Here is a 15,069-nt window from a genome sequence, read left to right as displayed (position 1 = left end):
CCCCGCCATGTTCGAACGGACCTATTACGCCACGCACCCCGACATGATGGAGTGCGTCTCGAACGAGGAACTGCGTGACCGCTATCTGATCACGGACCTGTTCCGCGAGGGTGAAGTCGTGCTGAACTACACCCATGCCGATCGCATGGTGATCGGCGGGGCGACGCCGGGTGCGGGTAGCATCAAGCTGCCCGACCAGACCGAGCCGGCTTCGGCGGCGGGGCATCCGTTCCTGGAGCGCCGCGAGCTGGCGGTGGTCAATATTGGCGAATCCGGGACGGTCACCGTTGATGGGGAGGGATTCGAACTGGGCAACAAGGATTGCCTGTATGTGACCATGGGCGCGGCGGATGTGCGGTTCGCGGGCGCCGGCGCGCGCTATTATCTGGTATCCTGCCCCGCCCACAAGGCATTCACCACCCGCAAGCTGGGCATCGCCGACGCCAACCGGCTCGACCGCGGCAGCCTGGAGGAATCGAACGAGCGCTCGATCTACCAGCTCGTCATCCCCGGCGTGTGCGACAGCGCACAGCTGGTGATGGGCCTGACCACGCTCAAGCCGGGCTCGGTGTGGAACACCATGCCGTGCCACGTCCATGAGCGGCGCTCGGAAATCTACCTCTACACCGACCTGGGCGAGAACGACCGCGTCTTCCACTATATGGGGGAGCCGGACGCGCTTCGCCATATCGTGATCGCGAACCAGGAAGCGGTGATCTCGCCGCCCTGGTCGGTCCACATGGGCTCGGGCACGCGCGCCTATACCTTCATCTGGGCGATGGCCGGCGAGAACCAGGACTATACCGACATGAACGTCATGGACATCTGCCAGCTGGCTTGAGCCGAGACCCCGGAGCGGGCGGCGCCGATCGGCGCCCGCTACCCTTCCAAATATCCACCCGACACCTCCCGCACGGGAGGCGAGCGAGAGAAGCAATGACCAATCCCTTCGATCTTTCCGGCAAGGTTGCCGTAGTCACCGGCGCCAATACCGGCATCGGCCAGGGCATTGCGCTGGCGCTTGCCGCCGCCGGCGCGGACATCGCCGCCGTGGGCCGCACCCCGGCGCAGGAAACCGTCGAGAAGGTCCGCGCGCTCGGCCGCAGGGCGGAGATCATCTCGGCCGATCTCTCGACCATCGAGCCTGTGGGCAGGGTTGTGGACGAAGCTGTGGATAAGTTGGGCGGGCTCGACATCCTGGTCAACAATGCCGGCATCATCCGCCGCAACGACAGCCTCGATTTCACCGAGGAGGACTGGGACGCGGTGGTCGACACCAACCTCAAGTCGGTGTTCTTCCTCTGCCAGGCCGCCGGCCGGCACATGGTCGCCAATGGCGGCGGCAAGATCATCAACATCGCCTCGATGCTCACCTTCCAAGGCGGCATCCGCGTACCGAGCTACACCGCGTCCAAGTCGGGCATCGGCGGCCTCACCAAGCTGCTCGCCAATGAATGGGCGACCAAGGGCATCAACGTGAACGCGATCGCCCCGGGCTACATCGCCACCAACAACACGGCGGCGCTGCAGGCGGACGAGACGCGCAACCGCCAGATCATGGAGCGCATTCCCGCCGGACGCTGGGGCTCGCCGGAAGACATGGGCGGCGCGGCGGTGTTCCTCGCTTCCTCGGCGGCGGACTATATCCAGGGCCATATCCTCGCCGTGGACGGCGGGTGGCTGGCGCGATGAGCATCGTCTTTTTCGGTGAGCTGATGCTGCGGCTGTCGGCGCCCGGGCGCGAGCTGCTGCTGCAGACGCCGAAGCTCGACGTGAACGTCGCCGGGGCCGAGGCGAATGTCGCCACCGGCCTGGCCTGCCTTGGCCACAAGGTCCGGATGATCAGCGTGGTGGCGGACAATGCGCTGGGCGCGGCGGCGATCGGCGAGCTGCGCCGGCGCGGCGTCGATACCTCGACGATCGTCTCGGCGCCCGGCCGGCTCGGCCTGTATTTCCTGACCCAGGGCGCGGGCCTGCGCGCTTCCGATATCGTCTATGACCGCGCGCATTCGGTGTTCGCCGAGCGCCCGGCCGATGTGTGGGACTGGAATGTGCTGCTCGAGGGCGCCACCCGGCTCCATCTGTCGGGCATCACGCCCGCGCTCGGCCACAACACCGCCAGCGCCGCGATCGCCGCGGCGGAAGCGGCGGCTGCCCGGGGCATCCCGGTGTCGTTCGACGGCAATTACCGCGCGAAGCTGTGGGAAAGCTGGGACAGCGATCCCAAGGCGGTGCTGACCCAGCTGATCGGCCATGCCGACCTGCTGTTCGGCAACCACCGCGACATCTCGCTGCTGCTCGGGCGCGAATTCTCGGGCGACGGCGCCGATCGCCGGCGCGAGGCGGCGGAGGCTGCGTTCGCGGCGTTTCCGAAGCTCCAGACGATCGCCAACACCGCGCGCCATGTCGACGATGCCGACAGCCACCGCGTTTCGGCGCGGGTCGATACGCGCGCCGGCGGCTACCAGACCGACGAAGTTCTGATCGCCGGCATCGTGGATCGTATCGGCGCGGGCGATGCCTTTGCTGCTGGTGTGCTGCACGGCCTGATCGAGAGCGGCGGCGATGCGAAGGCAGCGGCCGAAGCGGGGCTGGGGCTGACGGCGCTCAAGCATTCGCTGCCGGGCGATGCGAGCTTGTTCACGCGTGCCGATCTGGCCGCGTTCAGCGAAGGCGGATTCGACGTCCGCCGATGATCTGCCGGAGGCGAAATATCGCCCCGGAGAGGGTGGGGATAGCCGATGGGAGAGCATTTCTTACTCGCCGCTGAGGCGGCGTCCGAAGAACGTGACGCCGCGCAGTTGCGCAAAGCCTATGCGATCGACGCACAGTTCGAGGCCGAACTGGCCGAGGCCTGGCGCTTCATCGAGCCGCATATCGCCGGCGTGGCGCGCGAGCTGCTGGAACGGCGCGCGGGCGCGGCCGTGCCCGATGCGCTGGTGCAGAGCCGGGTGGACTATGCCCGCGCCAAGCTGTCGCGGCCGATCGACCAGGCCTGGCTGGACCGGATCGTCGCCGAGGCCGATCGCATCGCCGAGGACGGGCTGGAATTCTCCACCGTCGCGGCATCGATGCTGGTCGCGCAGATGCATATCCATGCGCTGTTCTTCGAGCTGAGCCGCGATCCCGACCAGCTCGAGCGGCTGACCCGCGCCACCCAGAAGCTTGCGGTGATCGAGTTCGAGATCATCGCCAGCCGCCTTCGCCAGATCGCGCGGCTGCGCGCCCAGGCGATCCGGCGACAGGAACTCGCCGAAGTGCGGGCCGAGCTCACTGAATCGATTGCCAGCACCGCGCGGGCGAGCCGCGAGATCGCCCAGTTCACCGAACGCAGCGCGGCCGATCTGCTCAGCCTGCGGGCACCCGCTTCGGAAGTGGCCTCTGCCGCCGATCAGGCCGCGGTGGCGATGGGGGAATCCGCGCGCAGTGCCGCCGGGCTGATCACGGCCTATGAACGCGCCCGCGAGGATGCGTCGGCAGCCGCTGAAGTGGCGGGCAATGCCGATGCGATCGCGCTCAAGGGCAAGGAGAGCGCCGAGAGCCTTGCCGCGCACAATGCCCGGATCGAGGACGTGGTCACGCTGATCTCGCGCATCGCCCATCAGACCAAGCTGCTCGCGCTGAACGCCAGCATCGAGGCGGCGCGGGCAGGCGATAGCGGACGCGGTTTCGCGGTGGTGGCGCAGGAAGTGCGCAGCCTCGCCGACCAGGCGGCCAATGCGAGCGGCGACATCACCGCGACGGTCCGCGAGGCGCAGGCCGCAAGCGGCGCGATGGCGGAGACCAATCGCGCGATCCTGGGCGTGGTCACCGAGCTGCTGGCGCGGGTGCGGGCGGTATCCGGCGAGATGGAAGCGCAGATGGCGACCGTGGCGGGCATCCTCGCCTCGATCGACGAGACGGCGGTCTCCTCGCGCGAGATCGCGGCGCTGATCGCGACGATCAGCCTGGAGGTCGGGCGGCTTGCCGGCGAGGCGGAAGAAGCGGGGCGCCAGGCGGCGCTTACCCGCGAGGCACTCGGCCGGATCGAGGAAGCGACGGGACATATCATCACGGGAGCGGGTCAATGAGTGGCGTATCGAGGCGTGGCGTAGTGGCGGGTGGCATGGCGCTGGCGGCGATGCCGCTGGTGGCGCGGGCCGCGCCGGGAGAAGCAGTGGTCGAGACGCGGGCAGGGCGCTTCGAAGGCGACCGGCTCGACGGCGGCATGCTGCGCTTCCGGGGCATCCGCTATGGCAACGCGCCGCGCTTCCGCGCGCCGGTGGCGCATGCCACGCCCGGCGTGACGGTTCCGGCGCATGACTATGGTCCGATCTGTCCGCAGGGGAAGGGCGACCAGCGCGCGTCCGAGGATTGCCTGTTCCTCAACGTGTGGACGCCCGGGGCAAGCCCGGCGGCGAAGCGCCCGGTGATGCTCTACATCCATGGCGGCGCCTATTCGAACGGCACCGTCACCGTGCCGCTCAACGACGGCGCGAAGCTCGCCGCGACCGAGGATGTGGTGGTGGTGACGGTCAACCACCGGCTCAACGCGCTCGGCTATCTCTATCTCGCCCGCTTCGATCCGCGCTTCGCGGACAGCGGCAATCTCGGGCAGCTCGACCTGATCCTCGCGCTGCAATGGGTGCGGGACAATATCGCGGCGTTCGGCGGCGATCCGAAGCGGGTGTTCGTCTTCGGCCAGTCGGGCGGCGGCGCCAAGATCGCGACGCTGATGGGTATGCCGGCGGCGAAGGGCCTGTTCCACTCCGCCGCGACGATGAGCGGGCAGCAGGTGACCGCTTCGGGCCCGATGAACGCCACCAGGCGCGCCCAGGCCTATCTCGCGAAGCTGGGGGTGAAGCAGGACAATCTCCAGCCGCTGCTCGACATGCCGGTGGAGAGACTGGTCGACGCGCTCGATGCGACCGATCCGATCCTGGGCGGCGGCGTCTATTTCGGGCCGGTGCTCGACATGAAATGGCTCACCCGCCACCCGTTCTGGCCCGACGCCAATCCGCAGAGCCTGTCGATCCCGATGATCCTGGGCAATACGCATGACGAGACACGCGCCTTCATCGATCCCAATTCGGCCAAGGTGAAGGGGCTGACCTGGGACAATGTCGCCGAGCGGATGGCGCCGGAGCTGCGGATGGACCTGCTGCCCGAATGGGCGGTCGCCCAGTATCGCGCGCATTTCCCGCAGGATACGCCGGAACAGCTCTTCTACCGGGCCACCACCGCCGGGCGCAGCTGGCCGGGCCAGTGGCTCGAGGCGGATGCGCGGGCGGCGGCGGGGGCCAGGTCCACCTGGGTCTATCAGGTCGATTTCCAGTCACCGACAAAACCGGAGCGCGGCGCCCCGCACACGATGGACATCGCGCTGGCCTTCGGCACGCTCGACGCCCCGGGCTCGTTCACCGGCACGGGTGCCGCCGCGCAGAAGCTGAGCGCGCAGGTGATGGGCGCCTTTGCCGCGCTGGCGCGCACCGGCCGGCCGGTGGCGAAGGGGCTGCCCGCCTGGGCGCCCTATACGCTGCCCAATCGCGCGACGATGGTGTTCGATGCGCCCAGCCGGCTGGTCAATGATCCGCGCAAATGGGAACGCGAGCTGTGGGGCAGGGTGCCGTATATCCAGCCGGGGAGCTGACACTGCGATCGACATCCCCCGCGCTCTTTTCACCGTCATCCCTGCGCAGGCGGGGATCCAGCGTTTCTCTGCCGGCTCGCCCGTGACTCTGGATCCCCGCCTGCGCGGGGATGACGGGGAGAGTGTTTGACACCGGTTACCGGATTGCTGCGTCGATAATGAAGTATCGCTTTGTCCCGCGAGCCATTATGCTCGGCCGATGGAGAGAACCGGAAAGCCCACCATCAACGACGTCGCGCGTATTGCGGGCGTCTCGAAGAAGACCGTCAGCCGGGTGATCAACCGCTCGCCGTTGCTCAACGGCGACACCCGTGCCCGGGTCGAGCAGGTGATCAGCGAGCTGGGTTATGTCCCCAATGTCCAGGCGCGCGCGCTGGCCTTGCGGCGCAACTTCCTGATCGGGCTGATCCACGACAATCCCAACGCCCAGATGGTGATGAACGTGCAGGCCGGCATGCTCGAGGCGATGCGCGATACCGAGTTCGAACTGATCGTCCGTCCGATCGACCGCGGCAGCTCGACGATGCTCGAGGATGTGCGCAACTTCCTCGAGCGCCAGCGGCTCTACGGCGTGATGTTCCTGCCGCCGGTCTCGGAGAACGAGATGGTGGCCGAGCTCTGCCGCGAGCTGGGCATCCGCTATGTCCGCATGGGCTCGGCGACGCTGGATTCCTCCGAGCATATGGTCGCCTCGAACGACTGCGACGTGGTGACCGAGGCGGTGAACCACCTGATCGCGCTCGGCCATCGCCGCATCGGCCTGATCGCCGGGCCGCACGGCTTCCGCTCGGCGCGCGAGCGGCGCAAGGGCTTCGAGAACGCGCTCGAAGTGGCCGGGATCAAGCTGCCGCGCAGCCTGATCGCGGACGGCAACTACACCTTCGAGACCGGGCTGGCGGCCGCCGACCGGCTGCTCGACCTGTCGCCGCGGCCGACCGCGATCTTCGCCTCGAACGACGAGATGGCGGCCGCGACGCTGCATGCCGCGCGCCGGCGGGGGATGAGCGTGCCCGAGGACCTGTCGATCATCGGCTTCGACGATACCGCGATCGCCTCGCATATCTGGCCGCCGATGACGACGGTGCACTGGCCGATCATCTCGATGGCGCGCTCGGCAGCGCTCAAGCTGCTCGCGGACTTTTTCGGCGGGGACGACAATGCCGTCGAGGAGCCTTCGCTCTTCCCCTCGACGCTGATCCACCGTGCCTCGGTGGCGCCGCCGCGCGAGGGCTGAGCCTGCGCTGCATAGCAGCATTTCCCCGATGTTGCTGAAATACCGCAATCCCGGAATTGTGACATTTAGTTCAATGACACCGGTTGACATCGGTGGCCGGGCGCGAGATTGATAGCGTGAACAAGCGTGACTGATACGCTTGCGCCCAAGTGGACGTGAAGATCCGCATGCGGGGCGTGGGAGGGGGCAAGTCGCGACATGGCTGGAACTTGCGGGGCGACTCATGTCGTTTTCCGCGATGCTGCGTCGCACCCTGATTCCAGGCTTCCCAATGGGCGCATCGACCAGTGCTTGTCGATGAAAAGACCTTTGGGGGAGGAATTATGCTTTCTACCGCTGACACCCTGGTTGCACGCCGTTCGGCGCTGCGCGGCACGACGGCGCTCGGCGCGCTCGGCCTTGCGCTGCTGATGGCGGCGCCGGCCTGGGCACAGACCACCGAAGCCACCACGGCGGTGGCCGCGACCGCGCAGGACGACCCGCAGGCGCGGCCGCAGGACCAGACCGAGAGCGGCGATGCGATCGTTGTCACCGGTTTCCGCGCCTCGCTGGCCAATTCGGTCAACATCAAGCGCAACTCGAACCAGATCGTCGACGCGATCACCGCCGAGGACATCGCCGACTTCCCCGATGCGAACCTGGCGGAATCGATCCAGCGCCTGCCGGGCGTCTCGATCGACCGCGACAATGGCGAAGGCCGCACGATCACCGTGCGCGGCCTGGGCGGCGACTTCCAGGCGGTGCGCCTGAACGGCGCCGATGCCCAGAACATCGCGGGCGGCAACCAGTCCGACGCCGGCGCGAACCGCTCGCGCGGCTTCGACTTCAACACCTTCGCCTCGGAACTGTTCGGCGGCATCAAGGTGACCAAGTCAACCGCGGCGGAGAATGACGAAGGCTCGCTGGGCGCGATCATCGACCTGACCACCGGCCGCCCGCTCTCGTACAAGAAGAACCGCTTCGCCGTGGGCGCCGAGGCCGAGTATCGCGAGAACGGCAAGAGCTGGAACCCGCGCTTCACGGGCCTCGCCTCGGTGCGCGTGACCGACAATTTCGGCATCCTGGTCTCGGGCGCGTACCAGAAGCAGGACCAGCAGATCGACGCCTATCGCCGCAATATCGGCGTGTTCGAATACACCTATCGCAACTCGCAGATCGCCGGCATCACGCCGAACGTCTTCGGCTTCGCCCGCCCGAGCAACCAGGGCACCGGTGCGACCTTCGGCTCGGACCCGACCGCCTATGCCGCGGTCACCCCGACCACGATCATCCCGGGCCTGCCCTCGGTCGGCCGCCAGTATCTCGACTATGAGCGGATCGGCGCCACCGCGACGATGCAGTGGAAGCCGGGTCCGGGCACCGAGATCACGCTCGACGGCGTCTTCTCGCGCTACGACCAGAACAGCAACAACACCGGCATCACGCCGATCGGCCTGAACCGCAACGGCACCAATGCCCGCGTCGTCGGCACCGGCACCGCCGGCCTGCGCGCCGTCGGCACCGCCAATGGCTATGCCGACCGCGTCGCGCTCTATGCGAACTGCGTGCCGAGCGCGATCATCGACTGCAACGGCGACCAGGCGGGCAACGGCGTCGGCCAGACGCCGCTGACGGGCTATTTCAACAGCCTCAACCCGAACAACCTCAACCCGTTCGACTATTACAACAATCCGGCTTCGCCCGGCTATGTCGCGACCGCGAACCAGACCGGCTATTACAACGAGCTGCTCGGCCGCCCGAACACCAAGATCCGCGAAGCACATGTCAACGGCGCCGGCCAGGCCGACTATATGGTGCTCGACGATGTCGACTGGCGCAGCTTCGCCGACACCCAATATGGCCGCACCGACTTCAAGCAGGTGACGCTGAACGTCCACCAGGAGTTCGCGCCGGGCTTCTATGCCGATGCGACCGGCGGCTGGTCCAAGTCGGAATTCCGCGCATACGGCCTGCTCGCCGAGTTCAACGCGATCGACAAGGACGGCTACACCTTCGACGCGCGCGGCGACGGCAAGATGCCGGTGTTCAACCCGGGCTTCGACGTGGCCAATGCGAACAACTGGACGCTGGTGAAGGGTCTTTCGACGATCCGCTACTTCACCAACAGCGTGGACAACGAGTTCAAGGTGGCGCGGGTCAACTTCACCTATGAAGCGCTGCCCGAGATGTCGATCCGCTTCGGCGGCACGGCCAAGGAATTCGCCTATGTCGGCGACCAGGGCCGCCGCAACCAGTCTATCGAAGCGATCAACCCGACGCTGGCGGAATCCAAGCTCAGCATCACCGACCTTGGCCAGACCATCGGCTTCGGCAAGGGGCTGACCGTGTCGCAGGGCACGCCGACCAGCTATTATGCGCCGGATATCGACAAGTTCATCAATCAGTTCGGCATCAACTGCAACTGCGTGAACAAGTGGGGCGATTTCCGCGCGGTGGTCGACGGGCGCCAGCGCTCGGGCGTGACCGAGACCGACGTCTCGGGCTTCTTCCAGGTCGACTATAATGTGAACCTGCTCGGCCGTCCGCTGCGCGGCAATGTCGGCCTGCGTATCGCCAATACCCGGGTCTCGGGTTCGGGCAATGTCGGCGGTGCGGACGGTGTCGCCGGCCTCGGGGTGACCGCCAAGAACGAATATTGGGACTGGCTGCCCTCGATGAACGCGAACTGGGAAGTTGCCGACAACTTCCTCGTCCGCTTCGCCGCCTCCAAGGTTATGTCGCGCCCGCAGCTCGCGAGCCTGACGCCGGGCACCACGGCCTTCACCACCAGCCTGAACGCGAACGGCACGGCGCCGTCGCTGACGGTGGGCAACCCTTATCTCAACCCGTTCCGCGCGACGAACCTCGACCTGAGCTTCGAGAAGTATTTCGCGCATAACGGGCTGCTCGCGGTCAACCTGTTCAAGAAGAAGATCGACACCTTCCCGCAGCAGATCGCGCTCGAGGCCCCGCTCTCGGCGGTGTTCGAGCCCGAAGTCTACCAGCAGGTGCTGACCTTCATCACCAACCCGGCGCTGCTGAACTACACCACCAGCGGCGGTACCTGGGCGGTGCGCCAGTACCAGGATGCGCCGGGCGGCGACATCAAGGGCATCGAAGTCAATCTGCAGACCGACTTCTTCTTCCTGCCGGGCTTCCTGAAGCATTTCGGCGTCACCGCGAACTACACGCACATCGAATCCAGCCTCAGCTACCTGACCGGCACGGTGCTCAACACCAGCCAGACGGTGTCGGGCACCGCGGTGAACAGCTATGCCGAAGGGCCGTTCCTCAACACCTCGCCGGACTCGTTCAACGCGACGCTCTATTATGAGGACAGCAAGTTCTCGGCGCGCGTCTCGGGCGCCTATCGCACCCGCTATGTGAACCGTTTCCCGCTGGCGACCGGCACCTGCTCGGTGGGCACCACCACCGTCGGCGGCGGCCCCTGCAACTCGCCGGTGTTCGCGGACTTCGGCTATAACGAGGACCAGCTGAACATCGACTTCGCGGTCTCCTACGCGGTCACGAAGTTCGCCAAGCTGTCGCTCGAGGGCCGCAACATGACCAACGAGCCGCAGTATCGCACCATGTACGCCGCGAGCCCGGTGACCCAGACCTATGCCAGCACCGGCCGGATCATCACCGCGGGCCTGCGCATGATCTTCTGATCTTCGGGGGGAGGGAGTGGAGCGGCGCCCAGGCGTCGCTCCAGTCTTCCCCGGCATGTTTTCCTGACTTCCTGGCCGGCGCCACGCCTCCGTGCGCCGGCTGTTTTGTGTCCGCTCTTTTCAGAAAGGGAATGGCTTCAAACCCCCATCCACCCCACGCCGTCATCCCGACGAAAGTCGGGATCTCAGGCGAGGGCACAGGGCAGGAGCCGCACGAGATCCCGACTTTCGTCGGGATGACGATCGCGGCCCGAGGCCGTTTCAGATCTCGACCTGGCTGCCCAGCTCCACTACCCGGTTGGTCGGCAGCTTGAAGAACTCCATCGCACTTTCGGCGTTGCGGACCATCCAGGCGAACAGCTTCTCGCGCCAGATCGCCATGCCGGGCCGCGACGAGGCGATCAGCGTCTGGCGGGCGAGGAAATAGCTGGTCTCCATCGCCTTGAACTTCTCGCCGGCGGCATCGCCCAGTGCGTGCAGCGCCAGGGGAATGTCGATCTCGTCCATGAAGCCATAGTGGAGGATCGTGCGGTAGAAGCCCTGGCCCAGTGGCTTCACTTCCGCCCGCTGTTCGGGCGCGACATGTGGCACCTGCTCGATCGCGACGGTGAGGATGATCACGCGCTCGTGCAGCACCTTGTTGTGCTTGAGGTTGTGGAGCAGCGCCGGCGGGATGTCGTCGGTGCTGGCGAGGAACACCGCGGTGCCGCCCACGCGCTGGACCGAATGGCCGGCGGACTGGATGAAGATCTCGATCGGCATCGCACCTTCGTGCAGCCGCGCGCGGACCAGCTTGCGCCCGGTCGCCCAGGTGGTGAGCAGGACGAAGACGATCGCGGCGACGAGCAGCGGGAACCAGCCGCCATCGGGGATCTTGGTGACGTTCGAGGCGAAATACAGGCCGTCGATCAGCAGGAAGCCACCCGTGACCAGGCCGGCCAGTACCGGCGGCCATTTCCACACGGCGAAGGTAAGCACGCCGAGCATGCAGGCGGTGATGAACATCGTGCCCGTCACCGCGATGCCATAGGCGGCGGCGAGGTTGCTCGAGCTGCGGAAGCCGAGGACGAGCAGGATCACCATGACCAGCAGCAGCCAGTTGGCGAGCGGCACATAGATCTGCCCGGCCGCCTTCGCGCTGGTGTGGAGGATGCGCAGGCGCGGCAGGAAGCCGAGCTGGACCGCCTGTTGGGTGACCGAGAAGGCGCCCGAGATCACCGCCTGGCTGGCGATCACCGTTGCCGCGGTCGCGAGGATGACGAGGGGGAGGCGGGCCCATTCGGGCGCCAGCAGGAAGAACGGGTTCTCCACCGACGCCGGGCTGCTCAGCAGCAGCGCCGACTGGCCGAGATAGTTGAGCATCAGGCAGGGGAAGGCGATGTAGAGCCAGGAGACCATGATCGCCTTGCGGCCGAAATGGCCCATATCCGCATAGAGCGCTTCGGCGCCGGTCACCGCCAGCACCACCGATCCAAGCGCCAGGAAGGCGAGCAGCGGATCGAGCGTGAAGAAATGGAGCGCGTACCAGGGGTTGAGCGCCCAGAGGATGTCGGGGCTCTTGGCGATGCCGACCACGCCGAGCACCGCGATCACGATGAAGTAGAAGATCATCACCGGGCCGAACAGCTTCCCAACCCTGGCGGTGCCGTGCGACTGGATGGCGAACAGGCCGATCAGGATGACGATGCTGATCGGCAGCACGAGCTGGGACAGCGAGCCCTGGACGGTGGCGAGGCCTTCGACCGCTGACAGCACCGAGACCGCCGGGGTGATGATCGCATCGCCATAGAAGAGCGCGGTGGCGATCACGCCGAGCGCGACGATCCACGGCGTCCAGCGGGTTTCGCCCAGCTTGCGCTGGATCAGCGCGAGCAGCGCCAGGCTGCCGCCTTCGCCCTTGTTGTCTGCGCGCAGGATGATGAAGACGTACTTGATCGTCACCACTAGCATCATCGTCCAGAAGACCAGCGACAGCACGCCGAAGATATGCGCGCGATCCACCGCCAGCGGATGGTGGCCGATGAAGCTTTCCTTGAGCGAATAGAGCGGCGAGGTGCCGATATCGCCGAACACGACCCCGATCGCACCCACTGCGAGCGTGCCGAGCCGATCCTGATGGCCGTGCTGGTCGGCCGTTTGCGTCGCTTCCAAGGCGAATCTTTCGTTGGCCGGCACCGCCCTCGGCGCCGTCGAACCCGCCTAGTATCCAGAGGTTCCGGCATCAGCCAACGATTTTATGGAATCTTTATGGTGGGTTCCAACTTCCCCGTGGAACCTTAACTCCCCCCGAGACCACATCGCGAGCCGACCAAAGTGGGAGTCTCACCGTGTGGGTGTTGTTGCGTCGGATGGAACAAGGCGAGGGCGGCTGGCCTGCGCAGCTTTGGCTGCGTTTCGGCGGCGTATTGCTGCTCGGCGCCTGTGCGCTCGCGGTTTGGACGCTCGTCGTTTCGATGAACCGTCCGCCGCAGCACAACGCCACGCCGGCTGAATTTGGCGAGGCCCTTTCGGGCGTCGTCGCCTGGACGCTCGGTTGGGCGCTGTTGATCGAGGGGCCCGGCCTGTTCCGGCTGATACCGGTGCCGCCCCGCCACATTCGCTTCGACAAGACCCGCTTCGATCGCCGCCAATAGGGAAGAAAACCATGACCGACCTGATCTGGCTGGGGGTGTTGGCAGGGCTGTTCCTGCTCACCCTGGCCTGTGTCCGCCTCTGCGACCAGGCCTGAGGAGAACCACCATGCCTTTGCCGCTACTTCTCGCCGGGCTCACTGCGCTGGGCCTGCTCCTTTATCTCGTGGCCGTGCTCGTCCGGCCCGAGCGTTTCTGATCGGAGCCTTCCATGACCGTCCAGGGCTGGATGCTGATCCTCGTCTTCACGCTCATCCTCGTCGCGCTCGCAAAGCCGGTGGGGCTGTGGCTGTTCGCCATCTATGAAGGGCGGCGCACGCCGCTCCACACCGTGCTCGGCCCTGTCGAGCGCGGCTTCTACAAGCTTGCCGGCGTCGATCCCAACGCCGAGCAGAGCTGGCGCCGCTATGCGCTGCACATGCTGGCCTTCCAGCTGGTCACGCTGCTGTTCACCTACCTCGTGCTGCGTTTCCAGGACGTGCTGCCGATGAACCCGCGCGGGCTCGCCGGCCTCTCGCCCGACGGCGCGATGAACGTGGCGATCAGCTTCACCACCAACACCAACTGGCAATGGTATGCCGGCGAGGGCGCGCTCTCGAACCTCAGCCAGATGCTGGGGCTGACCATCCACAACTTCCTGTCGGCGGCCACCGGCATCGCCATCGCCTTCGCGCTGTTCCGCGGCTTCGCCCGCAAGCAGGCGAGCGGGATCGGCAATTTCTGGGCCGACATGACCCGGGTGACGCTCTACGTCCTGCTGCCGATCTGCGTGGTCTATGCGATCTACCTGATCGCCAGCGGCGTGCCGCAGACCTTCGGCACGATCGTCGATGCGACCACGCTCGAGGGCGCCAAGCAGTCGATCGTGCTCGGGCCGGTCGCTTCGCAGGAAGCGATCAAGATGCTCGGCACCAATGGCGGCGGCTTCTTCAACGCCAACTCGGCGCACCCGTTCGAGAACCCGAGCGCGCTGACCAACTTCATCCAGATGCTGTCGATCTTCGTCCTCGGCGTCGGCCTCACCTACACCTTCGGCAAGGCGGTCGGTAACACCCGCCAGGGCTGGGCGATCCTCGCCGCGATGCTCACCCTGTTCCTGATCGGCGCGGGCGTGACCTATTGGCAGGAAGCCGCCGGCAACCCGGTGCTGCACCACCTGGGCCTGCCGGGCGGCAACATGGAGGGCAAGGAAACCCGCTTCGGCATCGCCGCCAGCGCACTCTTTGCCACCGTCACCACCGCGGCCTCGTGCGGCGCGGTCAACGCGATGCACGACAGCTTCACCGCGATCGGCGGCCTGGTGCCGCTGTTCAACATGCAGCTGGGCGAAGTCGTGGTCGGCGGCGTCGGCGCGGGCATCTATGGCTTCCTGCTGTTCGCCATCCTCGCGGTGTTCGTCGCGGGCCTGATGGTCGGCCGCACGCCGGAATATGTCGGCAAGAAGATCGAGAGCCGCGAAGTGAAGTTCGCCGTGCTGGCCATCGCGGTGCTGCCGCTGATGATCCTGGGCGGCACTGCGCTCGCCTCGGTGCTGCCGGCAGGGCTGGCGGGTCCGCTCAACAAGGGGCCGCACGGCTTCAGCGAGATCCTCTACGCCTTCACCTCCGCCGCCGCCAATAACGGCTCGGCATTCGCCGGCATCACTTCGGGCACGCCCTTCTACAACGGGCTGCTCGGTGTCGCGATGTGGGTGGGCCGCTTCTTCATCATCGTGCCCGTGCTCGCCATCGCCGGCAGCCTGGCCGCGAAGAAGGTGCATCCGGAAAGCGCCGGTTCGTTCCCGACCACCGGCCTGCTCTGGATCGGCCTGCTCGTCGGCATCATCCTGGTGCTGGGCGGCCTGACGTTCCTCCCCAGCCTCGCGCTTGGTCCCATCGCCGATCATCTCGCGATGATCCATGGCCAGCTCTTCTGAGGTCCATTTCC

General features: G+C 66.5%; 11 protein-coding genes. 10 read left to right on the top strand and 1 reads right to left on the bottom strand.

What is annotated here, in order from left to right:
• Positions 1-7: 7 nt before the first annotated feature.
• The 7 genes from kduI to HNP52_RS13865 all read left to right on the top strand — a co-directional run bounded on the left by kduI (position 8) and on the right by HNP52_RS13865 (position 10,513).
• Positions 8-841, top strand: a complete 834-nt coding sequence (gene kduI, locus HNP52_RS13895) for a 5-dehydro-4-deoxy-D-glucuronate isomerase (protein ID WP_184168033.1) — start codon at positions 8-10, stop codon at positions 839-841.
• Between the two features lie 95 nt (positions 842-936).
• Positions 937-1,692, top strand: coding sequence for a 2-dehydro-3-deoxy-D-gluconate 5-dehydrogenase KduD (gene kduD, locus HNP52_RS13890; protein WP_184168031.1), 756 nt, complete (start codon positions 937-939; stop codon positions 1,690-1,692).
• Positions 1,689-2,696 carry a sugar kinase gene (locus tag HNP52_RS13885; protein ID WP_184168029.1) on the top strand — a complete coding sequence of 336 codons (1,008 nt, stop codon included), beginning with the start codon at positions 1,689-1,691 and terminating at the stop codon, positions 2,694-2,696. The genes kduD and HNP52_RS13885 overlap by 4 nt, the downstream gene beginning before the upstream one ends.
• A gap of 45 nt (positions 2,697-2,741) precedes the next feature.
• Complete coding sequence (locus HNP52_RS13880; RefSeq protein ID WP_184168027.1) at positions 2,742-4,070, top strand: methyl-accepting chemotaxis protein; 1,329 nt, start codon at positions 2,742-2,744, stop codon at positions 4,068-4,070.
• Positions 4,067-5,629: a carboxylesterase/lipase family protein gene (locus tag HNP52_RS13875; protein WP_184168025.1), complete on the top strand. Its 1,563-nt coding sequence runs from the start codon at positions 4,067-4,069 to the stop codon at positions 5,627-5,629. The genes HNP52_RS13880 and HNP52_RS13875 overlap by 4 nt, the downstream gene beginning before the upstream one ends.
• A 199-nt stretch (positions 5,630-5,828) precedes the next feature.
• A complete protein-coding gene (locus HNP52_RS13870; RefSeq protein WP_184168023.1) occupies positions 5,829-6,863 on the top strand; it encodes a LacI family DNA-binding transcriptional regulator in 1,035 nt (344 codons plus the stop codon).
• A 323-nt stretch (positions 6,864-7,186) separates the two neighbouring features.
• Positions 7,187-10,513, top strand: a complete 3,327-nt coding sequence (locus HNP52_RS13865; protein WP_184168021.1) for a TonB-dependent receptor domain-containing protein — start codon at positions 7,187-7,189, stop codon at positions 10,511-10,513.
• 261 nt (positions 10,514-10,774) lie between these two features.
• Here the strand turns inward: HNP52_RS13865 and HNP52_RS13860 are convergent, their stop codons facing one another.
• Positions 10,775-12,664, bottom strand: coding sequence for a potassium transporter Kup (locus HNP52_RS13860; RefSeq protein WP_221416280.1), 1,890 nt, complete (start codon positions 12,662-12,664; stop codon positions 10,775-10,777).
• A gap of 176 nt (positions 12,665-12,840) precedes the next feature.
• Here HNP52_RS13860 and HNP52_RS13855 point away from each other — a divergent pair, with 176 nt between their 5' ends.
• From HNP52_RS13855 to kdpA, 3 genes are all read left to right on the top strand, one after another.
• Positions 12,841-13,146 (top strand): hypothetical protein, encoded by a 306-nt coding sequence (locus HNP52_RS13855; protein WP_184168019.1) that lies wholly within the window; start codon positions 12,841-12,843, stop codon positions 13,144-13,146.
• A gap of 106 nt (positions 13,147-13,252) precedes the next feature.
• Positions 13,253-13,342: a potassium-transporting ATPase subunit F gene (locus HNP52_RS13850; RefSeq protein WP_116840353.1), complete on the top strand. Its 90-nt coding sequence runs from the start codon at positions 13,253-13,255 to the stop codon at positions 13,340-13,342.
• 12 nt (positions 13,343-13,354) lie between these two features.
• Complete coding sequence (gene kdpA / locus HNP52_RS13845; RefSeq protein WP_184168017.1) at positions 13,355-15,058, top strand: potassium-transporting ATPase subunit KdpA; 1,704 nt, start codon at positions 13,355-13,357, stop codon at positions 15,056-15,058.
• Positions 15,059-15,069 lie beyond the last annotated feature (11 nt).

It is taken from the genome of Sphingomonas kyeonggiensis, assembly GCF_014204495.1.
GTDB classification, from domain to species: domain Bacteria; phylum Pseudomonadota; class Alphaproteobacteria; order Sphingomonadales; family Sphingomonadaceae; genus Sphingomonas; species Sphingomonas kyeonggiensis_A.
This window is presented reverse-complemented; position numbering and strand designations above follow the sequence as displayed.